This window comes from Escherichia sp. 94.0001 (assembly GCF_013369155.2).
GTDB classification, from domain to species: Bacteria; Pseudomonadota; Gammaproteobacteria; order Enterobacterales; family Enterobacteriaceae; genus Escherichia; species Escherichia coli_F.
Map to the genome: position 1 here is coordinate 1 of NZ_JABWMS020000079.1, position 17,122 is coordinate 17,122.

Sequence of the window (17,122 nt, forward strand, 5' to 3'; positions counted from 1 at the left end):
CCACAACCTGACCACCATCCCCTTCGTCTGCCGTGCTGATCTCCTGAGAAACCACCCGCGACCCCACGCGCATTTCACCGTACAGAACGGGCAGAACATTGCCCTGGGCAACCATGTTATCCAGTGAGGAGAAATACGTGTTCTGTTTGCCGTTATCTGTACTGGCTGCCGTGGGCGTCCTGGCTTTCGGTGCCAGCATCTGCGCCACTCCGCCCAGGATCATACTGGCCCCTGCCGCATACATGCCCGATACAGCCGCGGCACCCAGCCAGCCCACAGGATTCCACCATGCCACCGCAATCAGCGCCGCCCCAAGCACCACCTGAAACACACCGCCACTTTTAGCTCCCGCCAGACGCGGCACGATGTGGATCACGGCACCATTTGCCAGCGGCTCATTAAGACGGGCAGATAATTCATTTTCGCCTGCATCACGCCCGGCAATGCGCACCTGATACCAGCCCTCATTCAGTTTCTGACGAAACGCCGGGAGCTGTGTGGCCAGCGCCCGGATGGCTTCGGCCCCCGTTTTCACACGAAGGTCGATGCAGCGGCCAAATCGTTGCAAATCCCCGTAAAGGCAGATGCGTGCCATGCCCGGTGACGCCAGAGGGAGTGTGTGCGTCGCTGCCATTTGTCGGTATACCTCTCTCGTTTGCTCAGTTGTTCAGGAATATGGTGCAGCAGCTCGCCGTCACCACAGTAAATGGCGGCATGATTCGGCACCGATGAACCAAAACAGCACAGCAGCACATCGCCCGGCTGCGCCGCTGACAACGGCACCTGATATAGCCCCGTTGCCTCCAGATTATCCAGATAGAGATTCTGACCGTGACGCCACCAGTCATCCTCACGATGAAAATCCGGCATCTCAATCCCCGCCAGATGGTAAGCATCCCGGAACAGCGTGTAACAGTCCGTCACCCCGTGCTCAAAGCGCCGCCCGGTGAGATGCGGCACACAGCGGAATTTATGAATCTCACCCCGGCAGACCAGCCACCACGGCAAATCACTCTGCACCTGCAGCCGCCGGTCAGCCTCACTCAGCCAGGGCAGACCACCGGGGTGGCTGTGGACCAGCGCCACAATCTCACCCTGCATCTCTGCCCGCAGCCAGTCCTCCGGCGACATCCGGAAATACTCCTCCGGCTCACCGGAGATATTCACGCAGGGAAAATATCTTTCCCCTTCCGGTGTTCTCACCACGAAGCCGCACGACTCCGCTGGCGCACATCGCCGGGCGTGCGCCAGAATCGCTGATTCTGTCTGTGTCATGGGATTTACTGCGAAAGTTTGTTAATGGAAAGGAAGCCGCCAAAGTTGCTGACATTATTGCGGAACTTACAGCCACTCAGGCATTTGCTGCATTTATCCTTCGTGATATCGGACGTCGGCTGGTCATATTCATCCGCGACAGCCGGACCGTGATAACCGCACTCATCACCGCGATAGGTCCAGGTGCAGGTGTTGGCCAGCATGATACGCCCCGGAAAAACAGCACCATCCGTTTCCGTCGGTGTGGACAACACAAAGGAGGCACTGACCGCACTCAGTTCGCTGCACTGCTCGATGCGCCAGCGGCTGATCACCTCCTGCTCCGGATCGGCGTCGCTGTTTCTGTTGACGAAGTTCACCGCATCCAGAAAACGGGCGTAAACCTTACGCCTGACCACCGTTCCGCCGACCAGACTCTGCAGGTCTTCCGCCATCCCCGTGACCATGCCGTGCAGGTTAGAAACCGTCAGTGTCGGACGGGCAGCACTGCCCTTGCCGTTCAGTTCAAATCCTGTCCCCTGAATGGGGTATGCCTGATACTGCCGCCCCTGCCAGGTAACCGGCTCACCTTTTTCGTTCTGCTCATTACAGAAAAAATAACGTTCACCACCGACCTCTGTCAGATCGATTTCCCAGAGCACCACCTGGGCTGACTGAGTGAGGCGTGTCGTCTCATGATGTGTTTCCTGTGGAATATCCTGCATCAGAGCCTCCTATGCCACGACCTGTTCAAAATCTGCCGTTATGGTTACCCACAGCGCCCCCACGCTTGCCGACCATTTACGACAAACCACCCTAATCGGTTTCCAGTCATAAGGTGGCGTCCACTGAAATGCGCGGACGCCACCGTGCCGTTCCAGAAAGGCTTTTAAAGATGGGTGTTCACATTTACGAACACGTATCGTCACGCTGTAAGTCGACAACTGGTTATTCAGTCCCGCCGCACGACGCTGTTCATAACCATCGCCCAGCTTCACTGTCACCACTTTCGGCTCTGATACCACATTCATATCCGGGCGCACTTTCCAGTGAAACGTCTCCATTACCGATATGCTCCACTTAACCGACCACCATCACGGGCCTGCTGTTGCATAAAGTCCGCTGCCGCTTTTTTCCCAAGGTCATAAACCACCTTCAGGGCAGCCGGACCTATCTGCCCGTTCGTGCCATCGTTATTGATCTCAATGTTGTACTGCGGGGCAAACATCGCCATACCTGAACCACCAATATCCGCCACAACCCCCAGCTTACCGTCAGCACCACGACGCAGTGGCAGAATGGCTTCAGGTCCCGCTTCCCCCATCACACCCGCGCCTTTTGCAAAAGCAAAAAACGTCGGACGGTTAACCACCGTGCCACTGTAGCGACTCAAATCAGCCGACTGATAAACACCGCCATCAGCATTGGCTACAAAATCAAAAGGCAGCGCGGAAGCAATGCCTTTTACCGCTTTCATTAAAGCTATCTGAGCCATGATTCTGGACATATCTGACAGCACAGAAGAAGTAAAAGATTTGAAATTGAGTTTGCCTGTAGTACAGAATGTCGCCAGCCAGTCACTCATGCTACTGAACGCAGACGTGAACAACTGTTCCACTGTCCAGGCTGTGTTATCCGCATTCTCAGTGACATTCTGGAGTGCACGCAGGACTCCGTTTTTCCAGTTACCCTGAGCAATTTCAAGCTGTTGCCAGTAACGGCGATTCTCATTCAGTTGTCGGTTCAGGCTCTCCGTCAGCGCCTGCTCGGCCTTTCTGTAGTCATCCGTGTTATATGTCCCTTTCTGCTCACTATCCCGCCTCAACTGCTCCAGCTGTTGCTGGTATTTCTGACGAAGACTCAGTTGTACCTGATATCGCTGCCGCTGCTGATCACCCATACCCACCGTGGCGATATCCAGATTATGTTGTTGACGCTGAGCACGCTCTTCTTCAGCCAGTTGACTGGTCAGCTGAATTGTTTTTTTCTTCAGCTCGTTGAGTGCCGTCTGTTTCTGAAGCTCCTGCTGTTTTACATCCAGCAGTGTCAGTGCCTGAATCAGTTCATCTTTACGGGCCAGCACACTCTTTTCATCTTCCGTCAGTTTTTTCCCGTCCAGGTCGCTGATGCGCTGCTGCAGAGCCAGAAGCTGTTTATGCGCTTCTGTCATCCTTTCCGTGGCAATGCCTGCTGACTGTCTGGCAGCAGCAATCTGTCCTTCCACCTGTGCCTGTTGCTGACTGTACTGCAGCAATAACCGGGTGGCCTCATCATTACGGGTTTCGCGTGTTTTTTTCTTACCGGATGCCAGGGCTTTCTCGTAACGTTCATTTTCACGTTGTATCGCCGCATCCCTGACAGTCTGATCGGCGTACTGCATGGCATTAATACGCGCAATTTCACGCTGATGTCGTGCTGCTTCCGTTTCATTCATCCGGTTCAGTGCAGCATTTTCAGCATTACGGCGTTTCTGTTGCTCCTGATAATTCCGCTCTGCCTGCTCTTTTGCATCCTGCAAATCCTTCTGGCGTTTTTTTTCCTGAAGCTCGTTAAGACGCTGCTGATCGTACTCAACCTGAGAAGATGATGCCGTCCAGGGGAGTCTTTTCGCCCGCGACACTTTCTCCTGTAAAGCGGAAATCTGTTCATCCAGCGAGTCTTCACGACCAATATTCATGGCCGCATCCCAGAAACGACTCCATAAATCAGACAGATACTTCAGCGTACTGCCCAGCGCATTGAGGTTATTATCAATATCCGCAGTACGCCGACCGGTTTCCTCTGCCAGTGCAGACATGGCTATCCGTGCCGCATCACTGGACCGCCCCTGTTCCCCAAGGACGCGTATCTGCTCAAGCTGAGTGGCAGTAAGAAAATGCAGCTCATTGTCCAGAGCCTTCGCGGCATTTACAGGATCATCCTTCAGCCGCTTAAACTGACTTATGGTATCGCTGACCGACTGGCCAACCGATCGCTCCATCTGTGCGGCAGCTCTCGCCACCATACCGATATCGTTTCCACGAAATGCACCACTCCCCACCACCTGAGCCAGCGCACCGGCTGCAGCATGTTGCGTGATACCATTCCCGGAAATAGCACGACTGAGCGTCCACAGCTGCCCGGCAGTGACTCCGGCATAATGCCCCGTCAGCGACAGCTGGCGGTTAAATTCTTCCCCCTCCTTCTGACCGTCATACCAGGCTTTACCCAGACCATAGACAGCCGCGGCAATACCGCCAATAACCCCGCCAAGCATCATGCCTTTCGGTGACATCAGTGTGTCTATCCATCCGGCACGGTTAGCCAGCGTTATCCCGGATCCCCTCAGCGCCCCTAAATTGCCGCGGGCCAGTTCACCTATCAGAACGCCTATCTCCTGGCGGGCCGCTGCACTTTTCAGACCCAGCGAATGCGTGGCTTTTCCTGCCTGCTCCATTTTGCGGATATACACTTCTGCAGCACTGCTTACCCCCAGCTGGGCAGCCTTAGCACGAAGCAACTCAGAAGATGAAAGATTCTGGCGGGTTGCCTGCTCTTTAAGCTGACGGATAAACGCCACTTTCTGTCGGGTAGCCTCTTCCTCAGCCTGTGTAAGAACACGGGTTTTCGCCGTAACCTCAGAAATCAGCGCCAGATAATCCTGCTGACCAATCCCGCCACTGTTTCTGGCCTGTCGGATCTGCTGCTGAATACGCTGTAATTCCTGCAGCCCCGCACCGGCCTGTTTCACACTGTCAATCTGACGATAAAACGCAGCAGCCGCTTTATCCTGAGCCTCCGCCAGAGCCATGGCCTGCGCCTGTTCCTCGCGCATTTTCTGGCTCAGTGCCTCCATGCGCTGGCGGGTTTTCTCCACCTCGCGGGCCATGCGTTCATGAGCCTGTGCGTTCTTCTCCACCGTCTGCGCATGGACGGATGCGGCTGTTGCAGCCGAAGAAGCCGCCTGCGTTGTCTGCCGGGCGGCCTGAGTCTGACGCTCCATAAAACGCTGCATACGGGCAGAAGACCGTTCTGCATCGCTGGCTGCACCATTCAGAAGGTTTTTGATACGGGGAATTTCATTTTTAAACTCTGCCGCATCAATCCCCAAATCAATGACCAGGTTGGCTATCTGGTCCATAACGCACACCTCCGGAAATACCTTCCCCAAGATGCATCAGTTCTTCGTCCGTTCGCTCCGGTATCCCGTTCTCTTCCGGTAAAAGGCTGAAATCAGCCACCGCAGCATCATTGCTGCCGGACACCATTCTCACGATCAATGCCTTCAGCGAGGCAAACTGCGCATCCATCCACACATCACTGAAGCTCTGCATCCGGAAATAATCGCCCCACTCACCAAGCTCAGTGGCTGACATTTCCGACAGCATCCGCCGCCAGTCTGCCCGCCGGAACTCCCGGGCAAGCCGCATGACAAACTGCATTTCCCGCGTCAGGACTTTTCCGGCATCAGCGCCTCATGCTCATCATCCCCGGCATTATCAATGGCCCCCATACCGCTTAGCGACAGAACCATCTCCGCCCCCGCACCCAGGGCATCATACGACCATGTTGTAATAACGGATGCGCAAAGCGTCTCTACATCCTTAGACTGATCCGCATTCCACAGTGAGCGGGAAACCAGCCAGGCATTGATATCAATCCCCATCCGCAGAAAAGCAATCTGTCGTTCAGCCTCCGGCAGTTCTCCCTCCCCGGCATCAAACTTTGCCGTTCGCTGCTGAACAAACGCCAGATATTCAATTCTCTGCAGCCCGGACAGCTCACTGAGCACCACGGACTGTTTTTCATAATTAAACGTGCCCTGTTTCAGAAACATCATATTCTCCACCTGCAAAAAACCCCGGATAACCGGGGCAAATGATGAGTATCATCCTGTTAACCTGCGGCGCTGACAGCCACCGTAGCCACTGCCACAAAATCGCCGTCAGAAGTCATGCCCACAATGCTGACGCTGCCCTGCTTCACGCCTTTCACCGTGGCCACAAGTCCGTTCAGGGTCACCGTGGCTGTCTGTGGATCTGTCGAATGCACACTGATCGCTTTGTCACTGGCTCCGTCAGGTTTTACTGTAAAGGTCAGCGTGGTGGTTGCTCCCACATTGACACTGGCGGATGCCGGTGCCACCGTCAGCCCGGTAACGCCCACGGTTTCAGTGCCCTCCTCTGCCAGATATGGACGCCCCACACCGCTGATTTTCACGGTGCGGGTCATCACGTCTTTTGAGGCAATGGTTTTACCCAGTGAACTCAGCCAGCCACGGAAAACATCAACAGTACCGTTGGGATATTTGATACGAAACGCGCAGACTTCACCGGAGTCGAACAACTGAACCAGTTTTTTCTGCCCGCTGTCACCCGGACGCCAAGCCAGCGTCGCCGAAGTATCACCGACGGATTTCTGCCCCTGGGTTGTCGTTTTCCAGTCTGCATCTTCATCATCGAGATAAGTGTCATCTTCTGCATCAGCGGTCATTTCGCCAGGTTGCAGATCCTTCACCATCGCAAGACGCAGCCAGTCAGTGTCCGATAAAGGGTTCGCAAACGCATCGCCCTTGCCGGTGTACATCCAGAACGTCGTTCCCGCACCTTTCGTTTTTGCCAGTGGATTTGGTGTGGTCATTGCCACCTCCTTAATTCGTGTACGTGATCTGGTACGTGATTTCCGCCATCGCCCAGGTGGCCATCTCATTATCACGTTGATAGTTAAAACCGAGTGGGATCAGGGTGTCGATGAGTCCGGAAAGTGCCGGTACATCATTCAGGGCCGGGAAAATGGTGCTCTCCATCCACATATCCAGCTCTGAATCCGGTGCCTGTGCCCGGATGAAGACAGCAATATGCAGAACAGCCTGCCAGTCATCTTCATCCGTCATTTTTCCGGTGTACTGAGCATCACTCAGCCACACCGCCACGGCAGGCAGTTCCTGCGCATCAACAAATGCCGGAAGCCCGTCAAAAAACGTGGCGCTGTCTCCACACTGTTCCCGAAGGCGTGCCAGTACGACCTGGCGGATTTGTGTATGTCGGTTCATCGGGTCAGCCATAACCTCAGTTGTTGTTTCAGTGCATACCCCAGCTGTTTCGGCATTTCCGCAGCAATGATGCGGTCGCGGGCATCTTCAAATGCCTGTGTCAGCGGTCCGGACAACGGGATTTTCACCACATCAATGGGGTAACGATTTTTGCCATCAATACGCCGCATCACATGCCAGCGACCATTCGCCAGTTGCTGAATAAACGCATCCCGGAAAAGATATTTACCCACCTTCAGCACACTGCCACGGTACTGCAGTTTTCCACCACGCCGGGCCAGTCTGACCCGGGCTGTCCCCAGCTTAATGGCGGGCAGATTGCCCCGGTTAACGCGGATCCTGGCCGTCATTTTTCCTGACGGACTGGCTTTAAACACCCGGACACGTTGACGTACCAGTTTCAGGGGGATCCCTTTCACCTGGTTATCTCCCGCAACGGTATTCCCGGCAACCTGCCGGGTGGCAACCGAGACCGCTTTCTGTGCCACACGGTTTATCGCCCATGCGCTGGCCTGTGGCACCATACGGGTATCAAGGCTGTTCAGATTGCGGATGGCATTCTCAAGCCCCTTCATCCCACACCTCTTTACTCAATAAAGATCATTGGCTTACCGTTAAAGCGTTCATGCCGTGTGACCGTCCATTGTTGTCCGTCATAAACAACGCGATCCCCGCGCCGTGGGCGGTATCCCGAAGAAAACACCACCAGAGATACCGCAGGTCCGGACAGAGCATTCAGCTCTGCCAGTGTTTCTCCCGGGATCACAGTCATATCGACATCATTAATCGAGGCTGTCTTTCCCATCTTTCTGACCGTGATCGCATCCATACGCGCTGCCAGCCGGGAAAAGGGATCAGACATTGAGTTTTACCGGCACTTCTTCTGCACTGGTTCCGGCATCTGCCCAGACAACCCCGACCAGCGGATCAGAGCCGCTGTTAGTCAGCTGAACTTTTCCGGACTTCAGATAAACCTTCTTACCCGTTTTCATGTCATCCGTTTTTAGCTTAGGCAGCATAAACACACCTTCGGTCAGGCCGTCGCCTGTTTCACCCTGTGGAATATCGGTCAGTGCCACCGCAAAAACATCACCCACCTGCACCAGCTCTCCGCTGCTGATGGCTGCACTGGCAACAATCGCCACCGTTTTTCCTTCTTCTACAAAATTCTTTGCCATAACTGTCTCCGCACAGCCCCGTTCAGGGGCTGATTTCAGGTACAAAAAAAGCCCTTACGGGCCATCAGAGTTGTTGTCTGCGACGTTTACGCCGTACATTTCACCAGACCGCGGTGATCAACTGGCGCGACACCGGCGTCAATACGCACTTTCGTTGTCACGCCATCCACACTGAAGCCCTCCATCTGATCAATATATGGCGTATCCACACCGTTGAGATAAGCCACTTCAATCGTATCGGAGCCTTTTGACGCAGCCAGGTAGAAGGTGGTCTGGCTGTTATCATCAAGACGAGGCTCTGCAATAACGGTCGCAAAATCTTTCACCGGGTTAATAATACCGGCGTTAATGTCAGCCCCCTTGACACTTGAGGAGCGAATGACCTGGTTAGCAACAGACTCCATCGCCGTCGGTACCAGTACGAACGCAGGACGAATATTCAGATGACGCTCCCCCTCTTTCTGAACGCGCATCAACTGGCGGGCTTTATCCAGCGATGCCACGTCCATTGCAGCGCTCTCCAGTACGTTTGCATGTTTCGCTTTATCGAACAGACTTACATTATCTGTGGAGATTTTCGGGTTAGACGTCAGAATGGCATAAACCAGATCGGCAATAGTGGATTTCGCCGCACGGCCCAGTTTCATCGGGACATCGGTCAGCATGTTCAGATCATCATTGATAATGGCCTGACGGGTGATACTGAACAGCTCGCCATAGGTCGCCAGTGCAATAGTGGCCTGTTTATCTCCGGTGGTGACGTATTTATATTCCGCCCCTTCACGCACCTGACGCAGAGCACTGAAGCCCCCCATACCCACACGATGGGCAATTTTAAAATCAGACAACTGACCTTTCCGCGTCCACTGTTCATAGGTTTCAGGGGCATCTTCCCAGCCCTGCAGAATGGCTTTGTTCGCAACATCCAGCAGAATATTACCGAAGTCAGACGTACTGTGTGTAAACGCCGCACCGACCATCTGCATCGGGTTATAACTGGAAACCCCAATACCCCGTTCAGTCAGTGACATACGGGCATATTCACGCAGGGTCATCCCGTTGTAGACATTATCACGTTCGGTTTTTTCAAATCCGGCACGCGCCATCAGCGCCTGGCGGATCCCGTCCCCCACAAAATTACCGTTACCGGCATAAATATGAGCCGGGGTATTTTTATTGGATGGCGTGGACTCGCGCCCCATCTCGTTCAACAGCTTTTCGCGGGCCCGCTCCAGCGAACATTCAGGATCGGCAAGACACTGAGCCTGCAGCGTCTGATAACGCCCGCCAAACATGGCAAACAGATCATTAATACCGTTTACACGCGCTTTTTGCTCTGCCAGTACCTGCGCACGGATACTGTTTTCATCCACCACGGGTGCTGCTGCCTGCACTGGCGTCCGGGAGGCTGCAGGTTCATCATCCTGTACGCGTGGAGCACTGTTGCGTGGCGGAGTAATCATGTTTCGAATGGATTCCGGCATCTTTTTAAATTCCTCTGTACGTTTTGACTGAATACATGCCATTGCCTTAACGGCTGGCGTTACCTGATCAGCAAATCCATGTGCCAGACATTCGGCACCGGACATCCAGGTCTCATCCGCCAGCATGGCAGCAATTTCATCGGTGGTTTTCCCGGTTTTCTGTGCATAAGCGGGTAACAGAACCGCCTCAACCTTATCGAGCAGGTCGGCATAGGTGCGCATGTCCTCCGCATCACCGCCCGTAAAGCCAAATGGTTTATGAATCATCATGAAGGTGTTTTCCGGCATAATGACCGGGTTTCCCACCATCGCAATGACCGACGCCATTGACGCCGCCACACCGTCGACATAAACGGTAATGGACGCACCATGTGTTTTCAGCGCATTAAAAATGGCGATGCCTTCAAAGACATCGCCACCCGGTGAATTAATATGGAGATTAATGTGGGTGATATCGCCCAGTGCATTCAGATCACTGATAAACTGCTTCGCTGTAACACCCCAGAAACCAATCTCGTCATAAATATAAATATCCGCGTCACTCTGGTGACCAGCCTGCATCCTGAACCAGGAATTATTCTTCGGACTGGTCGTCGGTATGCTGCGGCTCCTGTCGTTTCGTTGCGGCACTGCTGCCTCCTTTATCACTGGCTGGATCGGTATCAAATACCAGATCCAGCTTGCGGTTTTCATCAATTTCGGCCTTGCGCCGACGTTTGACATCATCCGGATTACGACCACCAGCACGTACCCAGTCTGATTCTGTCGCCGCTCCACCACGAATCTGGATTTTCCAGGCCTCAGCCTCCTTAACAGGGTCAATCCACGGCATCACTGGTCCGGAATACACCGCGGTATACAGTGAAGAACGGTCAAGATCGCGGGGTAGCCTGATAACACCGGATGCCACAGCCTGTTTCAGCCAGGCACGATACATCGGGCGGGTGACGGCACCAATAAACCAGTCCTGCAGGATCAGGTAGCCATCAGTAGACTCAACCAGTTCCTGACGCTGGGCGCTGTAAGTGCCGTTATAGTTGCGTGCCGTACTGGAAAAACTCAGACGACTGCCCGCCGCCACGGCACGCAACTGACCATTACGAAAAGTTTCAAGGTTAGGATTGGGACGATCCGACTTCACCATTCCGATTTCTTCGCCGGGTTTCAGATCGTCGTAAATAATGCCTGGCTGAATGGTAAGCTCGCGTTCATTCTCCTTGCTGCCATTACCATCCGGTTCATAGCTCTGCCCGTCGCCTTTCCGGATGTACATCCCCAGAGCAGCGGCGATCCTTGCTGCAGTCAGCTCAGAATCTTCATACTCTTTCAGGGCACTGAGGCGGATCAGCACACCGGACAACAAAGACGTCCCGCGCATCTGGTGCAGACGGCGAACAAATTTAAGATGCAGCATTCGCTCTGCATCCACTTCTTTGGTTTCCATCTGCCGCCCGGATACGGGACGGCTTTTATACACCAGATATTTTTCGGGACGCCCCCAGTCATCAACAAACACGCCCTGATTCAGCCTGTTGCTCTCATCACTGGTCATGGGAATAAAGTCCGGCTCGAGCGCCTCCAGCCAGAAATGAACACCGGCAGAAGGCGTCAGGCTGTTTATGCGCCCGGAAACCATCTGGGCAAACACCTCACCATCGCGCAGCCAGGTACGCAGCATCAGACGTTCCAGCATCGGACGGGTAAACTGCCCGGTGACTTCCGGACTGACAGACCATTCACTCCATCGGGTGCGTATCTCTGCTGCCAGATCACGGGCAATGGCCCCATTGCGTAATACCGGATGTGGCTCGACAATAATCCCGTTTTTCCCCACCACCCGTTCTTCCAGCTTGTCAAATACACCAATAACCAGATCGTGGTTGTTATCAAGGTAACGGGCCTGCTCACGTAACGACACGGCCCCGTACTGGCTTAACTGGTCGGCAGTTCGGTTTTCCCGCCGGGCTTTGTGTGTCCGCGTCGTTTTTACGGCCTCATAAGCCTGGATCACCGCACGGGAACGCAGCCTTGCCGCTTTCCATCCTGGTGAAAAAACGCCAATCACATCATCAAGAATTGCCATCAGAACCTCGCCAGCCGGTACCCGGGATGCCCCCGTCGTCGTGTAATCAGAGCCGCAAGGCGGCGCTCCCACTCCTGCCGTCCCTGCCGGATCTCAGATAAGTTTTCCATGGTCATCTGCTGACCATTAAAGGTGACGGATTTTCCGTCCAGCACCGCCATTTCAGCTTCCGTATAACGCTGAATCATGGCTTCGATATCATTCTGGTTCATAACCATCCTCCGGAAGTCAGCCAGGGGTTAACATCGTCAGTTACTGTTTTCTTCCGTTTTTGTTTTTTAACAGGCGTGGATACCGGTTCCGGTGAGGGTGACGGTTCGGTACTGTCCGGGACACACTCCAGCCAGGTTTCCCGGCTCGCCCACCCCGGTGCATCCGGCCAGCGGATCTTTTCGTATCCATGCAGAATGACCAGAGCCTCGGCATACACCATCAGGTCAAAAGCTTCGTTGGCACCGCGACCCGGCTTACTCCATTTCCCGTCACTACTCCGCTCTTCATACGTCAGTTCGTCGTAAAACCAGCTCCCCAGCCAGTCAGGGAAATGCACATAGCCGGGACCTGGAGAGTCACGCCATAACGCGTTATTCACCCGGTCTTTCAGGGCATCCGTCTGAAGAAGCCAGAGCGGCACATCACCTGCGGCCTGCGCCCGTCGGCCTGTTCGTCCGGTGTTATCAGGGAATGTACGGGTGATCAGTTTTGCGCGCCGGATGCTGTCGCCCTTAAACAGGTAAATACGTTTACCAAGGCCATCACGACGGCAACGACGCCAGAATTTATAGGCATTATCAGTGACCCCGTCTTCACCGCCGGAGTCCACCGCCATTGCCATCAGTCGCATTTGTTGAGAAGGATCGGAGGCCAGCGGCCAGCTTTTATGAAAAACATCCGTCAGCAGGACATCCCAGTCTTCCGGATAGCTGGCCGGATCAATTCGCTGGCTCTCCCCGTCGCTGTCACCGCGCAATGACTGCGTGATGTTGTAACGATCAATAATCCAGCGTTCGCCACGGCTGCCATAGCCCGTTACCTGAACCACAAAACGGCGATGACGTCCCGCCTGCACATCCACTGTCGCCACAAGGAAATTAACGCCATCCGGCACACTGCGGGAAGGAACTGGCTCTGCCCGCTGCTCAAGCAGTTCACTTTTTCGTTGCTCCATGCTGGCACGGGGAAGATAAGGTAATCCCCAGTCGGTATTGATAACCGTCTTGAGTGTTTCTTCACTTCCGGTTGTCTCGTATTCCTGTTCTGCAGTAAGCAGTTTGTAAACGAGTTGCGAGAGTGTCTGGTAAGCAGCTGCCGGACCCTCCATCCAGAATGACGCAATACGTGAGCGTCGGGGATCACCATAACGACTGCCATCCGCATTGATGGATTCACCATCCCGCAACCAGACCCCACGTCCGTTCAGCTCACGTTTTTGTTCAGGCATAATCCGTCCTGAACAGGAAGGACACTGAATATAAGCCGCCTCACTTGCCAGCACGGGATCGGCAATATCACGGAAACCAGCAACCACATCGCCGCAGGGCTGAAAATACTCACCACAGTGTGGACAGGGCCAGTACCAGCGACGGCGATCGCCACGGTTATAGAGCGACAGTATCCCCGTGGTTGGTGGAGCCTCATGCGGTGAAGTCCGTCGCCATTTCACATCCTTCACATCCCTGCCGGGGGAACTCTCCACCAGCGTCATACCACTGGACATAAATGTGGTGGTACGTTTTGAGGCAAGAGAGAAGGCATCCCCCTCGCCATCAATATCTTCCGGAAAACGGTCATAATCCGTCAGCGCCACGCATTTATAATCTGATGAGGACATGATATTGACTGACGGCCAGCCGATTTTCAGGTAGTTGCCAGCAAGGAATGTTCTGTCATAAACGTTGTTGTCATTTTTGTTCGGACTCAGGCGACTGACCACTTCCGGGCTGACGCGAAACGTTCTGGCGAGTCGTTTTTTGGAGTGTTCGCGGGCTTTTTCCTCCGTCATCTGAATGATCAGCATATCCGCAGGATCGCAAATCACGTTGTAAATCACCCAGCCGTCAATCAGGCCGATAGTCTTGCCGGTTCGTGCCGGGCCAACAAATATCACTGCGTCGTATTCACGCGAGGCCAGGCAGTTCATCGGCTCAATAACATACGGTGCCACCAGCGGATCCCACGGGACTGAGTTCCCTGCCCCCATGGGCACCCGCATATACTGAGCAACGGCATCAGCAACCCGCATTCGTCTCGGTGCGCGAAGGATATAACCTGAATCGGTTCGTGCTGCCTTTGCGGTTTCCTGATTCAGCATTACTCCTCCTGCTGTAATTCCTCCTCATCATCCGCACCTGCTTCGGTCACCCGCAGGGCTATCTGATCGCGCAGATCATCAATAATGGACTGAACACGGCTCACAGCGGCAGGCTGCAGACCACAGTCACGTTCCAGAATATCCGGTAATGTCTCCAGCACCTGCACGACCGCTTTTGCCCAGATGGCAAACTCCCGTCTGACATCACTGGCCGGAATGAGTTGTGCCGTTTCCTGTTCGAACTTAAGACGCTCACGTTCAGACTGATACCAGGCTTTGCGTTCATGTGGATCCATTTCGCCCTCAGCAACCGGCGGTGGTAACCCCATAAATTCAGTCAGAATATCGGTCAACCGGTATAGCTTGAGTTTGTCATGTCCACCAGCGGGACGAATGTTTTTCAGTCTTGCCACGACAGTCTGGCGGTGCAGACCAGATAAAGCCGCCAGTTGATTAATATTCAGCACCAGGTTTTTCAACTCATGATCCATATTTCCTCCGGAGAGCTTTAAACATGCATCGTGCGAACAACTTTAAGAAAACGCGTTCGATGTCGAACAAAAAACACTCAATTCGACATACAAAAAACAAACAACCATTAATAATCAATAAGATGCAAAGATGATGGTGGCCGATAAAAATGCAAAAACTAGCCTTTTTCCGCGACGCTCCCGCCCCGTGGCAGGCCACCCCACCGGGAGGACCCGTCAGCCTGACAGCTCTGACGAACGTCTGATACAACGCCTTGCATGAATGGCATCGGGATAATCCAGAAAGGCATAGCATCGTGCCCACAAGAATCTGTGTAAGTGTCCTGTTTCTTCCACCCCCGCACAGGACTGGCGAGCATGAGGGACAAACCCGCGAACCATAAACGCGGTAAAAACCCGGTGTGCATCGTTTTTGATTATTCCCGCACACTCGCGCAGAAGGAGTTCCCCGTCGGGCTACGGTCTCTGTTAATACGGGAATACGGCGACGATACAGCGCATGATGTGTCAGGCTTGAATACCTTTATCCGTTAAAAGGGATATCAGTTAAGCTATCCCGTGTAGGGTATAAGCCATTATCAAAGCCACTCTGTAGGGAGTGGCTTTTGTAATGGCTATAAAAAGCCCCGCGAATGCGAGGCTAAATCCTGGTATTTGTAATGACTGGCTCTTATCTCAACGCAGCCCCTTACCGCGCGCAAGATGCTCAATATCAAGCATCAGCAATGAGATGTTTAATCTGGATTCACTCCAGAAGTGATCACCACCCTGTCTACAGAGCCAGATGTGAAGGATGATGAGTAAAATTATCGCTATCATCGAAGGCATTGCGTCCTGATGTATTCCTGAAGCGTTCTCAGTGCTGTTTGGTCGCGGATAATTCCGTCCCGGATACCGAGAACGTTTCGTCCAGCAACTGGAGAGAGTTCGACGGTGGCATCATTGCCCATGCCGGAGGTGCTGGAGGTTTCGGCTGAGGATGGCACAGGGCATTTTCCTTTGACGAACACCCGACCACCATTATCAAGCTTGCGCCGAAGAGCATCATTTTCAGCTTTCGCATCAGCTAACTCCTTCGTGTATTTAGCATCGAGTGCATCAGCAGAACGCTGGCGCTGCTGCATGTCAGTAATGGTGGCGGTCGCCTGCTTCAGCTCACTGACTTTTTTATCTCGCTGTTCTTTGTAGGCGATGGCGTTATCACGGTAATGATTGACCGCCCACGACAGGCAGACGATGATGCAGATAACCAGAGCGGAGATAATCGCGGTTACTCTGCTCATTGTTGCCCCCACAAACAGACTTCACGCTCAATCTCACGACGAGTCATCAGGCCTTTCCATTGCTTACCGCCAGCGTATATCCAGCGACGTAGCTGGTCACATGCGCCTTTAATATCGCCCTGGTTTATTTTGCGAAGAAGCGTCGATGTTCTGAAATTGCCAGCACCCACGTTGTAGACGAACGAGTAAAGAGCGCCGCGCGTTGTTTCCGGTATATCGACTTTGATGTACGGGTTAATTTGTCTGGCGACCGTGGCAAGGTCTTTATTCAGGAGGGCTTTGCATTCTGCTTCGGTATACGTTTTACCGGGCATGATGTCTTTTCCGGTGTGTCCGTGACATACAGTCCATACGCCAACGATATCTTTGTATGGTATGTAGCTGACACCTTCCAGGCCATCGTCACCACTTGGGCCAGTGATTAACACTGATGCTATAGCAATTGCTCCGCCACCAATAGCAGCAGCAACTGCTTTTCGTAATGATGGAGGCATTATTCACCTCTCGCAGCCTTGCGCTTATCTTCTTTAATCTTGAAATAAAGGTTTGTCAGGTACGTCAGCAGGCCAAATACCAGGCTACCCAGCACACCTATTGCTGCCCACTGTGAGGGCGTGACTTTATCGAGCAGCTGTAAAAACCAGTAACCGGCACTACCTGCTGAGGTGCCATAGGCGACACCCGTTGTTAACTTATCCATGGATTTCATAACCCCACCTCGCAGATGCGGGTGCTGTGTAATGGAAATAAAAAGGCCACCTGACGTGGCCACCAAATTATTTCCCCACCAGCTCGTTTATCTCTTTCACTGTCTGGTTAAACCGCTCTGACTCAAGCTCAACACCTAACGCCCGACGCCCCAGCGCCATTGCTGCTTTTATTGTGGAACCGGATCCCATAAAAAAATCAGCAACCAGATCACCAGGTCGACTACTGGCATTGATTATTTGCCTTGAACCGCCCCGGTTTTCCTGGAGAGTGTTTTATCTGTGAACTCAGGCTGCCAG

General features: G+C 53.6%; 22 protein-coding genes and 1 pseudogene. 1 reads left to right on the forward strand and 22 read right to left on the reverse strand.

Features of this window, described 5'->3' with window-relative positions; all coding sequences use genetic code 11:
* The 17 genes from HEN33_RS21960 to HEN33_RS22040 form a co-directional block, all read right to left on the reverse strand.
* On the reverse strand, positions 1–634 hold a 634-nt coding region (locus tag HEN33_RS21960), incomplete at its 3' end, for a tail assembly protein (RefSeq protein WP_183083469.1).
* Positions 532–1,275, reverse strand: coding sequence for a C40 family peptidase (locus tag HEN33_RS21965; RefSeq protein WP_072751987.1), 744 nt, complete (start codon positions 1,273–1,275; stop codon positions 532–534). The genes HEN33_RS21965 and HEN33_RS21960, both read right to left, overlap by 103 nt.
* 5 nt (positions 1,276–1,280) lie before the next feature.
* Complete coding sequence (locus tag HEN33_RS21970) at positions 1,281–1,979, reverse strand: phage minor tail protein L (RefSeq protein WP_133265851.1); 699 nt, start codon at positions 1,977–1,979, stop codon at positions 1,281–1,283.
* 9 nt (positions 1,980–1,988) lie between these two features.
* The gene (locus HEN33_RS21975; RefSeq protein ID WP_000447253.1) at positions 1,989–2,318 is read right to left on the reverse strand and encodes a phage tail protein; all 330 of its coding nucleotides are present in this window, start codon (positions 2,316–2,318) and stop codon (positions 1,989–1,991) included.
* The gene (locus tag HEN33_RS21980; RefSeq protein ID WP_176263332.1) at positions 2,318–5,374 is read right to left on the reverse strand and encodes a phage tail tape measure protein; all 3,057 of its coding nucleotides are present in this window, start codon (positions 5,372–5,374) and stop codon (positions 2,318–2,320) included. Before HEN33_RS21980 ends, HEN33_RS21975 begins: the two co-directional genes overlap by 1 nt.
* Positions 5,346–5,675 carry a phage tail assembly protein T gene (locus tag HEN33_RS21985; protein WP_052970427.1) on the reverse strand — a complete coding sequence of 110 codons (330 nt, stop codon included), beginning with the start codon at positions 5,673–5,675 and terminating at the stop codon, positions 5,346–5,348. Before HEN33_RS21985 ends, HEN33_RS21980 begins: the two co-directional genes overlap by 29 nt.
* A gap of 8 nt (positions 5,676–5,683) precedes the next feature.
* Positions 5,684–6,070, reverse strand: a complete 387-nt coding sequence (gene gpG / locus HEN33_RS21990) for a phage tail assembly chaperone G (RefSeq protein ID WP_044705590.1) — start codon at positions 6,068–6,070, stop codon at positions 5,684–5,686.
* 59 nt (positions 6,071–6,129) lie between these two features.
* Entirely contained in the window at positions 6,130–6,873 is a 744-nt protein-coding gene (locus tag HEN33_RS21995) for a phage tail protein (protein WP_000211106.1), read from the reverse strand.
* A gap of 10 nt (positions 6,874–6,883) precedes the next feature.
* A complete protein-coding gene (locus HEN33_RS22000; protein ID WP_001079419.1) occupies positions 6,884–7,285 on the reverse strand; it encodes a phage minor tail U family protein in 402 nt (133 codons plus the stop codon).
* Entirely contained in the window at positions 7,282–7,860 is a 579-nt protein-coding gene (locus tag HEN33_RS22005; protein WP_000677106.1) for a phage tail protein, read from the reverse strand. Before HEN33_RS22005 ends, HEN33_RS22000 begins: the two co-directional genes overlap by 4 nt.
* 11 nt (positions 7,861–7,871) lie before the next feature.
* Positions 7,872–8,147: a DNA breaking-rejoining protein gene (locus HEN33_RS22010; RefSeq protein ID WP_001283153.1), complete on the reverse strand. Its 276-nt coding sequence runs from the start codon at positions 8,145–8,147 to the stop codon at positions 7,872–7,874.
* Positions 8,140–8,463, reverse strand: a complete 324-nt coding sequence (locus tag HEN33_RS22015) for a DUF2190 family protein (protein ID WP_124035317.1) — start codon at positions 8,461–8,463, stop codon at positions 8,140–8,142. Before HEN33_RS22015 ends, HEN33_RS22010 begins: the two co-directional genes overlap by 8 nt.
* An 86-nt stretch (positions 8,464–8,549) precedes the next feature.
* Positions 8,550–10,577 (reverse strand): ClpP-like prohead protease/major capsid protein fusion protein, encoded by a 2,028-nt coding sequence (locus tag HEN33_RS22020; RefSeq protein WP_001136583.1) that lies wholly within the window; start codon positions 10,575–10,577, stop codon positions 8,550–8,552.
* A complete protein-coding gene (locus HEN33_RS22025; RefSeq protein ID WP_000985953.1) occupies positions 10,522–12,030 on the reverse strand; it encodes a phage portal protein in 1,509 nt (502 codons plus the stop codon). The genes HEN33_RS22020 and HEN33_RS22025 overlap by 56 nt, the downstream gene beginning before the upstream one ends.
* Positions 12,030–12,242, reverse strand: a complete 213-nt coding sequence (locus HEN33_RS22030; RefSeq protein ID WP_001072975.1) for a hypothetical protein — start codon at positions 12,240–12,242, stop codon at positions 12,030–12,032. Before HEN33_RS22030 ends, HEN33_RS22025 begins: the two co-directional genes overlap by 1 nt.
* On the reverse strand, positions 12,239–14,341 hold the full coding sequence (locus HEN33_RS22035) for a phage terminase large subunit family protein (protein WP_000934133.1): 2,103 nt from the start codon (positions 14,339–14,341) through the stop codon (positions 12,239–12,241). The genes HEN33_RS22030 and HEN33_RS22035 overlap by 4 nt, the downstream gene beginning before the upstream one ends.
* On the reverse strand, positions 14,341–14,832 hold the full coding sequence (locus HEN33_RS22040; protein WP_000349509.1) for a DUF1441 family protein: 492 nt from the start codon (positions 14,830–14,832) through the stop codon (positions 14,341–14,343). Before HEN33_RS22040 ends, HEN33_RS22035 begins: the two co-directional genes overlap by 1 nt.
* A gap of 357 nt (positions 14,833–15,189) precedes the next feature.
* Between HEN33_RS22040 and HEN33_RS22045 the strand changes: the two genes are divergently transcribed.
* Positions 15,190–15,366 carry a hypothetical protein gene (locus HEN33_RS22045; RefSeq protein WP_001205130.1) on the forward strand — a complete coding sequence of 59 codons (177 nt, stop codon included), beginning with the start codon at positions 15,190–15,192 and terminating at the stop codon, positions 15,364–15,366.
* A gap of 141 nt (positions 15,367–15,507) precedes the next feature.
* Here the strand turns inward: HEN33_RS22045 and HEN33_RS22050 are convergent, their stop codons facing one another.
* The 5 genes and pseudogenes from HEN33_RS22050 to HEN33_RS22070 form a co-directional block, all read right to left on the reverse strand.
* On the reverse strand, positions 15,508–15,660 hold the full coding sequence (locus tag HEN33_RS22050) for a hypothetical protein (RefSeq protein WP_001139680.1): 153 nt from the start codon (positions 15,658–15,660) through the stop codon (positions 15,508–15,510).
* The gene (locus HEN33_RS22055; RefSeq protein ID WP_176263331.1) at positions 15,648–16,115 is read right to left on the reverse strand and encodes a lysis protein; all 468 of its coding nucleotides are present in this window, start codon (positions 16,113–16,115) and stop codon (positions 15,648–15,650) included. Before HEN33_RS22055 ends, HEN33_RS22050 begins: the two co-directional genes overlap by 13 nt.
* Complete coding sequence (gene rrrD / locus HEN33_RS22060; RefSeq protein ID WP_024248019.1) at positions 16,112–16,609, reverse strand: lysozyme RrrD; 498 nt, start codon at positions 16,607–16,609, stop codon at positions 16,112–16,114. The genes HEN33_RS22055 and rrrD overlap by 4 nt, the downstream gene beginning before the upstream one ends.
* On the reverse strand, positions 16,609–16,824 hold the full coding sequence (gene essD, locus HEN33_RS22065) for a phage lysis protein EssD (RefSeq protein ID WP_000839596.1): 216 nt from the start codon (positions 16,822–16,824) through the stop codon (positions 16,609–16,611). Before essD ends, rrrD begins: the two co-directional genes overlap by 1 nt.
* A gap of 67 nt (positions 16,825–16,891) precedes the next feature.
* Positions 16,892–17,068 (reverse strand): annotated as a pseudogene (locus HEN33_RS22070) (site-specific DNA-methyltransferase); the annotation flags it as partial.
* Positions 17,069–17,122: the final 54 nt, after the last annotated feature.

Coding starts and splice junctions, on each gene's coding strand:
- HEN33_RS21975 (WP_000447253.1), bottom strand. CDS start 2,318: ATGGAGACGTTTCACTGGAAAGTGCGCCCGGATATGAATGTGGTATCA.
- HEN33_RS22045 (WP_001205130.1), top strand. CDS start 15,190: ATGAGGGACAAACCCGCGAACCATAAACGCGGTAAAAACCCGGTGTGC.
- HEN33_RS21980 (WP_176263332.1), bottom strand. CDS start 5,374: ATGGACCAGATAGCCAACCTGGTCATTGATTTGGGGATTGATGCGGCA.
- HEN33_RS22055 (WP_176263331.1), bottom strand. CDS start 16,115: ATGAGCAGAGTAACCGCGATTATCTCCGCTCTGGTTATCTGCATCATC.
- HEN33_RS22025 (WP_000985953.1), bottom strand. CDS start 12,030: ATGGCAATTCTTGATGATGTGATTGGCGTTTTTTCACCAGGATGGAAA.
- gpG (WP_044705590.1), bottom strand. CDS start 6,070: ATGTTTCTGAAACAGGGCACGTTTAATTATGAAAAACAGTCCGTGGTG.
- HEN33_RS22005 (WP_000677106.1), bottom strand. CDS start 7,860: ATGAAGGGGCTTGAGAATGCCATCCGCAATCTGAACAGCCTTGATACC.
- HEN33_RS22040 (WP_000349509.1), bottom strand. CDS start 14,832: ATGGATCATGAGTTGAAAAACCTGGTGCTGAATATTAATCAACTGGCG.
- HEN33_RS22030 (WP_001072975.1), bottom strand. CDS start 12,242: ATGAACCAGAATGATATCGAAGCCATGATTCAGCGTTATACGGAAGCT.
- HEN33_RS22010 (WP_001283153.1), bottom strand. CDS start 8,147: ATGTCTGATCCCTTTTCCCGGCTGGCAGCGCGTATGGATGCGATCACG.
- HEN33_RS21995 (WP_000211106.1), bottom strand. CDS start 6,873: ATGACCACACCAAATCCACTGGCAAAAACGAAAGGTGCGGGAACGACG.
- rrrD (WP_024248019.1), bottom strand. CDS start 16,609: ATGCCTCCATCATTACGAAAAGCAGTTGCTGCTGCTATTGGTGGCGGA.
- HEN33_RS21985 (WP_052970427.1), bottom strand. CDS start 5,675: ATGCAGTTTGTCATGCGGCTTGCCCGGGAGTTCCGGCGGGCAGACTGG.
- HEN33_RS21970 (WP_133265851.1), bottom strand. CDS start 1,979: ATGCAGGATATTCCACAGGAAACACATCATGAGACGACACGCCTCACT.
- essD (WP_000839596.1), bottom strand. CDS start 16,824: ATGAAATCCATGGATAAGTTAACAACGGGTGTCGCCTATGGCACCTCA.
- HEN33_RS22035 (WP_000934133.1), bottom strand. CDS start 14,341: ATGCTGAATCAGGAAACCGCAAAGGCAGCACGAACCGATTCAGGTTAT.
- HEN33_RS22050 (WP_001139680.1), bottom strand. CDS start 15,660: ATGCCTTCGATGATAGCGATAATTTTACTCATCATCCTTCACATCTGG.
- HEN33_RS21965 (WP_072751987.1), bottom strand. CDS start 1,275: ATGACACAGACAGAATCAGCGATTCTGGCGCACGCCCGGCGATGTGCG.
- HEN33_RS22015 (WP_124035317.1), bottom strand. CDS start 8,463: ATGGCAAAGAATTTTGTAGAAGAAGGAAAAACGGTGGCGATTGTTGCC.
- HEN33_RS22000 (WP_001079419.1), bottom strand. CDS start 7,285: ATGAACCGACATACACAAATCCGCCAGGTCGTACTGGCACGCCTTCGG.